Here is an 8370-nt window from a genome sequence, read left to right as displayed (position 1 = left end):
CGGCGCGGTCGGGGCGGGCAGGCCGGGCACCGGGGTCGCCTGGGCGGCCAGCACCTGGGACTGCACGGCACCGCCGGTCGTCCCGGTGGACTGCGCCGGTGGGGGCGCTGCCGCGGGCGTGCTGGCCGGGGCCGAGGTCGGCGCGGGTGTCATGGGACCGCTCTGCACGGCGACGGCACGTACGACGGAGGCCCCCGCCGTCATGAGGCCCGCAGTGGGACCGGTCGAGGTGATCGGCAGGTAGCCCGCCGGGAGCTCACCGGTGCCGGTGCCCTGGACCTGCCCCTCGGTGAGCGCGATCGCGACGAACGCCGCGGCGTTCACCGCGGTGCTGGCGTCGAGCCCGGTGAGCGGGATCGCCGCGTGCACGACCATGGTGCCCGGGTAGGCGACGGCGGACTGGTGCATCCGGTCGGCGTCGGGCACGAACGGCTCCCCCGGCCCGGCCGACGTCATGAGGGCGGCCCCGGCCGCGAGCGAGGCCGGCGTCGGGGCGACGTAGGTGGCCCGGGGCCCGGTCCCGGTGGTGCGCAACGAGGCGACCGGCAGCGCGTACCGCTCCGCGTCGGCCAGCGTGACCAGGCCGATCATCGCGCGCACGCCCTGCGGCAGCGCCGGCTGGCGGTAGGTGCGGCACGCATCGGTGTTGGGCACGACGGCGTTGAGGTAGATCGCCTCCGGGCTCGCCGTGAGCAGGTCCTGGGCGATGCGGTGCGGGTCGGAGACCGGCGCCAGGACCTTGCTGAACCACGGCATCGACTGGGACGCGTCGCACCCGGTGGCCCCCGGCACGGTCCACGGGTCCGCCAGCTGCCAGTCCGACACCGGCAGCGCCGTGCCCTTGTAGGCCCGGTTCACCGTCATGCCCCAGGGGTCCGGGGTCCCGTCGATGAAGGCCATCGCCTCCGGGTCGGCCGCGATGTAGGACGTGAGCGCCCGCATCATGTCCGACGGGGCGTTGAGCCCCATGAGCTGGGAGAAGTAGAGCAGGCTCTGGTTCCACGCGAACGACGAGGAGGTCAGGGCCGGGTTGAGCTCACGGAACTCGGGGTCGAACTGCAGCGAGCGCGGGTTGTGCGCCAGGTCGGGCCGCTGGGCCACGGCGTCCGCCGAGAAGTTCCCGCCCCAGTACGACGCCGTCATCAGCTTGGCCAGCAGCCGCGGGCTCAGGTTGAGGTGGTCGAGCTGGCCGCCGCCGTCGGGGATGTCGACGACGAAGGCGATCGCGAACCCGCTCACCGCCACCGGCGCGTACCCCAGCGGCATCGCCGGGGTCCCGACGTCCTTGTAGGTGGACAGCACACCGGTCCCGTACCCGTCGCGCAGGGCCTCGAACCCGGAGGGCTCGCTCTTGTCGTTCACGTTGAGCACGAAGCGGTCCGCCCGTCCGCAGTAGGCGGGGCGCCACTGCTCGGCGGCCTCGAGCATGAGGGGCGACCCGTAGAGCTGGACGGTGGGCCGCGCGACGGACTCGGCGCACCGGGCGTCCGTGGCCGCGATGGTGAGGGGGATGGTGATCCGGTTGCGCCAGTTCGACGCCGAGGCCCACAGCTGCCCGGTGACCGCCGTGGCTGCGGGGAGCTGGTCGCTGTAGAGCGAGCCCGCGGGCCGCAGACCGTCCTGGTTGCAGGTGGGGGTCGGGGAGTCGCAGCTGATGCCCATGATCGGGATGAGCACGATCGCACAGGGCACGGTGGCCGAGCAGCCCAGCGACGCGTTCTCCGCAGCCGTGCGCACCTCGACGTGCGTGACGCCGGAGCCGTCGGTCCGGGTGATCTCGGCCTTCTCGTTCGGGCCGAGTGCGGACGAGGTGCCCATCTCGGGGGCGAAGCCCTGGCCCTCGGCGCCGCACCGCCAGTAGGCGGTGCCGTTGGCGGCGACGAACGGGATGATCCGCTTGGGCCACAGGTCGGTCCCGACCGCCTCGCCGTCACCGCAGACCGACGGCCAGTCGGCCTGCGACGGGACCGAGGCCGCCGTCTCGTCGGGCGAGGAGTACTTGTCGTGCCGGTAGATGTCGCCGCCGCCGGCCGCGAGGCCGCCGAGCCGCCGCTCATTGGCACCGACCGTGGTCCAGCAGGTCTGCGGGCTGATGTGCGCCGCCGGGTCGGCCGCGGAGTCGTCGCCCCGGCACTGCATGACCACCATCGGGTACTCGGTGCTCGTCCACGCGCTGAGGTCGAGGACGTTCCCGACGATGCCGCCCGACGGGTGGGCACCCGACCAGTGCACGGTCATCACCTGACGCCCGCGCAGGTCCTGCGTGACGTCCGCCGTGACGGTGACGGTCCGGCTGTCGGTGGAGGCCACCGTGCCGTCGGGGGCGAGCAGGTCGCGGGTGACCACCTTGGAGGCCGTGAAGGCCGGTTCGTCACCGGCCGCCGCCGCGCGCGCGGACCGGCCGTCCGGGCCCACCCCGACGACCGCCGCGAGCACGAGCGTCGTGAGCCCGACCGCGAGCGCCCGACGCGCGCTCACTGGACGTCCTCCTCGGGGCGCCGGGTGCGCGCGTACAGCACACCGGGCACCACCATGAGCCCGACGAGCTCGAGCGCGGTGAGCCCGGCGAACAGGGTCGTGCCCACGGCGGGGCGTGCCGCGATGGTGGTGGCGACCGGACCGGAGGCGGTCGTCGACCCGTCGGCCGAGCCGCTGCCCAGGACCTGCCCGGTCTCCGGGTCGATCTGCCCCCCGCCGGCCGCGGCCGCCGCGGCGCTCGCGCCTGCGCTCGCCCCCGGCTTCGAGGCACCGGCCTGCTGACCCGGGGCTCCCGACGTCGTCGGCTTCCCGTCGGCCCCCACCACGACGGTGGCCCCGCCCAGGCACGGACCGGCCCCCTGCTTGTCGCAGTCCGCGGGCTGCGGGGCGATCTCCGCCAGGTGGTTGCGGGTGAGGTCACCGGCCACGAACGTCGGGTTGCCGCACTTGGTCGGGTCGACGTTGTCGATGCTCACCGCCGGGTCCGCGGCCTTGATCTTCGCCAGCTGCGTCATCCCGGCCTGCACCAGGTTGAGCGGCAGCGGCGAGTACCCGTAGGGACCCGCCTGCCCCTGCCCGGTGCACAGGCCGTAGGTCATGAAGTCGACGAGCGTCTGGCGCTTGGCCGTCGTCATGCGGCGGTCGACCGAGCCGACCGGCAGGATCATGTAGGAGTAGGACGACAGCGGGTAGGTGCGCGGGTCGGGGTTGGTGTAGACGTCGTCGAGGATCTGGGTGAGGTAGCTGAGCGACGACGGGTCCTGCATGTCGATCCGCGCCTTGGTGAGCGCCACCGCGACGTTGTAGGCCGTCGGCTCCACGTAGTAGCCGGCGGCGTTGAGCACCTTGACCACCGGGTAGCCCTTGTTGAGGGCGTAGGAGTACTCGACGTAGCCGATCGTGCCGTTGCCGGAGTCGGCGGCGATCGTGTTCATCACCTGGTCCGAGCCGTTGGCCCCGATCGCCTTGCCGAACGACGGGTAGTTCGAGGTCAGGCCGCCCTGCGACCACAGCGTGCGCCAGATGGCCGGGTACTGCTTGTCCAGCCACGTGGTGAACTGCGCCGTCGTGCCGGAGCCGTCGGAGCGGTAGACCGGTCGGATCGTCAGGTCGGGGAAGGTGCGCCCGTTGTTGTCCGCGGCGATCGCCGGGTCGTTCCAGTTGGTGATCTGCCCGGTGAAGATCTTCGCGATCGTCTCGCCGGACAGCCGCACGTCGCGCATCAACGCCCCGGCCTGGGTCACGTGGTACGTGAACGACGTGCCCCCGGCGACGATCGGCAGGTACGCGTACTGCCGGATGTTGGACGCGTCCTCCTCCTTCGTGATCGGGTCGACGCCCTGGTAGGGGATCTCGGAGATGGCGAAGTCGTCCTGGAAGTTGGCGAAGCTCTTGCGCCCGCCGGACGAGCCGATCCCGGAGTAGACGACCTGCATGCCCATGGGCTTGGCGTCGGCGATCCACTGGTTGACGATGCCCTGGCTCCACGTGGAGCCGTCGCCCTCGAGCAGCGCGTAGTCGGCGCGCGCGTTCGTGGCCTGCAGGGTCAGCACGGCCAGCCCCATCGCGAGCAGCAGGACCACCCTGGTGGGCCACTGCCAGATGCGCACGGTCATCGAGCTCTCCAGTCGGTCAGCGTCGCCCACGCGGACGCGCGAGGAAACGGGCGAGGGCGAAGAGCACCAGCACGAGGGCGAGCAGCACGGCCGCTGCGGCGAACCCGCGCTGGATGAAGAGGGGCTCACCGCTGCGCACGGTGCTGAACACGAACAGCGGCAGGGAGTTCATCTGCTGCCCGAACGGGTTGGTCACCAGGAAGGTCGAGGCCCCCGAGGTCAGCAGCACGGGCGAGGTCTCACCGACGCCGCGGGCGACCCCGAGGATGAGCGCCGTGGCGAGCCCCGGCCGGGCCGTCGGGAGCACGACGTGCCAGACGGTGCGCCAGCGCGAGGCGCCGAGCGCCAGGCTCGCCTCCCGCAGCCCGGAGGGCACCACCCGCAGCACGACGTCGGCGGCGCGGGCGATGATCGGCAGCATCATGACCGACAGCGCCATCGCGGCGGCGAACCCCGACTTGCTCATCCCGAGCTGTAGCAGCAGCACGGTGTAGATGAACAGGCCGGCGACGATCGACGGCAGCGCGGTCATGGCCTCGACGACGGTCCGGATCACCCGCGCGAACCTCCCGCCGACCTCCGTCATGTAGACCGCCGCGCCGAGCGCGAGAGGCACGGTCACCACGATCGCGATCCCCACCTGGATGACCGAGCCGACGATCGCGTGCAGCAGACCACCCTGGGTGAGCGGGTCGCGGGGGCCGACCCCGGCCATGTCGTGGGTGTACATGCTCAGGTGCGGCAGCGCGGGTGCCGCCCGCACGAAGATGAAGACGATGGTCGAGACGAGCCCGATCGCGACGACGGCGGCACCACCGGTGATGGCGGCGGCAGCCACCCGGTCGGCCACGGCGGGACCCGGGCTCACGACGCTCGTGGTCACGGTGACGATCGCCAGGTAGAGCACGAAGGCGACCACGACGAACCCGAGCGGGCTGCCCCACGGCAGCAGCTGGAAGCACAGCAACCAGGCCAGGGCCAGCGCGGCGAACCCCGAGCCGACGCCGATCGCGCGCTCGCTCGCGGTGACGGCGCTGAGCTGGCGGCGCCCGCGTGAGGGCGCCGGCCGCGGCCCGTCGACGTGGCGGACGTAGGTGCGGCCGGCTGTGGCGTCCTCGGCGGGCGGGCGGTCCAGGTCGACGGTCGTCATCACAGGTCCGTCCCGGCGCCGGAGCGTGAACGCGCCACCACCATCGCTGCGAGGGTGTTGATCACCAGGGTGATGAGGAAGAGCACGAACCCGGCCGTGAGCAGGGCCCGGAGCTGACCGGGGGACGCCTCGCCGAACCGCCCCGCGATGAGGGCCGACACCGTGTTGGTCCCGATCTCCAGCGGCCGGAACTTCAGGTCGAACGACGGGGAGATGATGAGCAGCACGGCGATCGTCTCGCCGAGCGCCCTGCCGAGCCCCAGCATCGTGCCGCCGATGATCCCGCCCTTGCCGAACGGCAGCACCACCGAGCGGATGACGCCCCACCGGGTCGACCCGAGGGCGAGCGCACCTTCGCGTTCACCGGCCGGGGCCTGGCTGAAGACCTCCCGCATGACCGACGAGGCCATCGGCAGCACCATCATCGCCACGGCGATCCCGGCCACGAAGGCCGAGGCCGTGTACTCGGTCTGGTCCCACTGGGCGGCATTCGGGTCGGTGTCCACGTGGAAGAAGGGCAGCCACCCCAGGTACTGGTGCAACCAGCGGGCGAGCCGGCTGGCCTGCGGCTGCAGGAGCAGGAAGCCCCACAGCCCGTAGATGATCGAGGGCACCGCGGCCATGAGGTCGACCATGGAGACCAGGAAGCTCTTGAGCCGCACCGGCGCGTACTCGCTGATGAACAGCGCCGTGGCCAGGGCCAGCGGGAACGCGAACGCCATCGCGACCACCGCGACGGTGAAGGTGCCGAGCAGCACGCCGGCGATGCCCACCTTGCCCTCGTCCGGCGCCCACTCGTTCTGGGTGAAGAAGGTCGGTCCGTAGCGGGCGATGGTCGGCACGGCCTGGAGGGCCAGGAACAGCCCGATCCCGCTGGTGATGACGAGCACGCTCGCCCCGATGGCACCGGAGCCGAGCACGAACGCCCGGTCACCGCCGGTGGCCGCCCGGTTCACCGGTCGGGGCTCGTCCGGGAGCCGGTCGGCCGGCCGCGTCGGCACGTAGGTGCTGGTCACCGCTCCTCCTGCCCATGTCGTCCGGTTGGCCCGTTTCGTCCGGCCCGATGCAACCCGGCACCGATGACCGCGCGGCCCCGGGCCGGTGAACAGGGGACGAACGCACCGGGCCAGTTCCGGCCGCCGCCCGCGGGTCGCCGCGGGGCGCCGTGGTGCCGCTCAGCCGCCGGCTGGTGCGAGCGGGGCCGGCGCGTACCCACGGTGGAACGTGTGCACCGCCGGGTCGATCTGCGCCTGGCCTGCCACCTGCACGAATGCTCGCCACGCCGCATCGCAGCGCACCCGCCGGTCCTGCTCGGCGGACCCGTGCACGACGATGTCGCCGTCCAGCGCCAGCTGCCAGCGCCACCGGTGGGAGGTGGTGACGCGCACGGTCGGTTCCAGCCGCTCGCGTTCGGCGATCACGCGGGCCAGGTGCGCGGTGGCGGCGGCCACGTCGACCAGCTCGTGCGCGCTGCGGCCCAGGGCGCGCCCGTTGGGGCTCACCACGCGCCACCAGACGCCGCCGGCGCCGGTCGCGGTGCCGGAGCCGGCCAGCCGGTAGAGCTGGAACATGGGCGTCGGCCGCTCGGACACGTCTGCTCCTCCCTGCCACGTCGGGCCGTTGCGCAGTCACCTGGTCGGGTCACAGCGAACTCAAGGGTTGACGGACGTCGTCGTGACGACCGCCAGACGACGTACGGCTTGCGGCTCGGCGAACGATCGGCTCGAACCCTCACGCGTGGGGATGTCCTGCCCGCGACACCGGTCGCGGCGCCCGGGTCAGCGGGTCGACGGCCCCGGGGTCGGCGCGAGGGTCGGGCTCGGTCCTGCGGTCGGTGCGAGCGAGGGGCCGGCCGGTGGGCTGGCCGAGGGGGTGGGCGTCGGCGGATCGACCAAGGCCCGCGCGAGGACGACCCGGACCACCGTCCCGACCTCCACCCTGCTGGTCGCGGCCGGCCACGACCCCGTGACCGTCGTCGTCTCCGTCGCCGTCGCCGGCATGCCATCGGCGAGCAGTCCGGCTGCGGCCAGCCGCGCGGCGGCCGTGGCCGGGTCCAGGCCTTCGAGCGACGGCACCGCCGTCCACCCGGAGGCGACGTCGAGCTGCACGGCGCTGCCGACGGGGGCGGTGCTGCCGGCGGCCGGTCGGCTGGCCAGGACCGTCCCGGCCGTCGCCGGACCGTCCTGCACCTGCACGTCACCGGTGACGAGACCGACCGCGGCCAGCCGCGCGCCCGCATCCGCCAGCACCGCCCCGACGACGTCGGGCACGACGGCCACGGACACCGGTGGGCCGACGGTCGGAGCGGACGGCGAGGCGACCGCGCTGGGTGCCGCCGGGCTGCTCACCAGGACGGTGGGCACGACGGCAGGCGCCGCGGGTCGGATGAGCGCCACCCCCGTCGCGGCGCCCACGGCGACGAGCACGAGCAGCAGCGCGCCGACCGGTACGGCGCGTGCGGGCGCCGGCGGGACCGGGTGCACCGCCCGGTCCGCACCGCCGGAGAGGTGGGTCGGGGCGGTCGTGACCGCCGGTTCGGTGCGTGCGACACCCGGTTCGGCCGCGGTCGAGCGCAGCGGTCGGGTGCGCCCGTCGGCCACGCGGACGAGGCGCCGCGGCGCCGGGACGGCGAGGCCGCCCGGCCCCGGCTCGAACCGCACGGCGCGCAGCGCGGCGCGCATCGCCTCGGCGTCCGGGAACCGGTCGGCGGGATGCTTGGCCAGGGCGGTGCGCACGACCTCGTCGAGCGCCGGCGGTAGTCCTGGCACCCGCGCCGAGGGGGTGACGACGGGGTCGTTCACATGGGCGGCGAGCACCAGGTCCGGGTCGTCGTGCTCGTAGGGCGGGGCACCGGTGAGCAGGTGCACGAGGGTCGCGGCGAGGGCGTACAGGTCGGCGCGGGCGTCACCGGCCAGCCCGCGGGCCACCTCGGGGGCCACGTAGTGCGGGCTGACGACGACGTGGCCCTCGACCTCGACCGGTGCGCCCAGGTCGGTGAGCCGCACCTGCGCCCAGCAGGGGCGCCCGCCCTGGTCGGGGACGAGCAGGTTGCCGGGCGACACGTCGTGGTGGGCCAGCCCGAGCCCGTGCAGGTGCGCCAGCCCGTCGAGCGCCCCGAGGGCGGCC

Annotated in this window: 6 protein-coding genes; all 6 read right to left on the bottom strand. The window is 73.7% G+C overall.

Annotated elements, in window-relative coordinates; genetic code table 11:
• The coding region (locus tag F2B26_RS12670; protein WP_201292730.1) for a hypothetical protein at positions 1-2478 on the bottom strand (2478 nt) is incomplete at its 3' end.
• Positions 2475-4094 carry a phosphate ABC transporter substrate-binding protein PstS gene (locus tag F2B26_RS12665; protein ID WP_201292729.1) on the bottom strand — a complete coding sequence of 540 codons (1620 nt, stop codon included), beginning with the start codon at positions 4092-4094 and terminating at the stop codon, positions 2475-2477. The genes F2B26_RS12670 and F2B26_RS12665, both read right to left, overlap by 4 nt.
• A gap of 16 nt (positions 4095-4110) precedes the next feature.
• Positions 4111-5244, bottom strand: coding sequence for a phosphate ABC transporter permease PstA (gene pstA / locus F2B26_RS12660; protein WP_159809918.1), 1134 nt, complete (start codon positions 5242-5244; stop codon positions 4111-4113).
• Positions 5244-6260: a phosphate ABC transporter permease subunit PstC gene (gene pstC / locus F2B26_RS12655; RefSeq protein ID WP_201292728.1), complete on the bottom strand. Its 1017-nt coding sequence runs from the start codon at positions 6258-6260 to the stop codon at positions 5244-5246. The genes pstA and pstC overlap by 1 nt, the downstream gene beginning before the upstream one ends.
• 159 nt (positions 6261-6419) lie before the next feature.
• Positions 6420-6836 carry a hypothetical protein gene (locus F2B26_RS12650; protein ID WP_159809916.1) on the bottom strand — a complete coding sequence of 139 codons (417 nt, stop codon included), beginning with the start codon at positions 6834-6836 and terminating at the stop codon, positions 6420-6422.
• Between the two features lie 186 nt (positions 6837-7022).
• Positions 7023-8370, bottom strand: a 1348-nt coding sequence (locus F2B26_RS12645; protein WP_159809914.1) for a protein kinase domain-containing protein, incomplete at its 5' end; no start/stop codon positions are given.

Source organism: Cellulomonas citrea, assembly GCF_009829685.1.
Taxonomy (GTDB): Bacteria; Actinomycetota; Actinomycetes; order Actinomycetales; family Cellulomonadaceae; genus Cellulomonas; species Cellulomonas citrea.
Note: the sequence above shows the minus strand (reverse complement) of the source record. Positions and strands in the feature narration are given on the sequence as shown.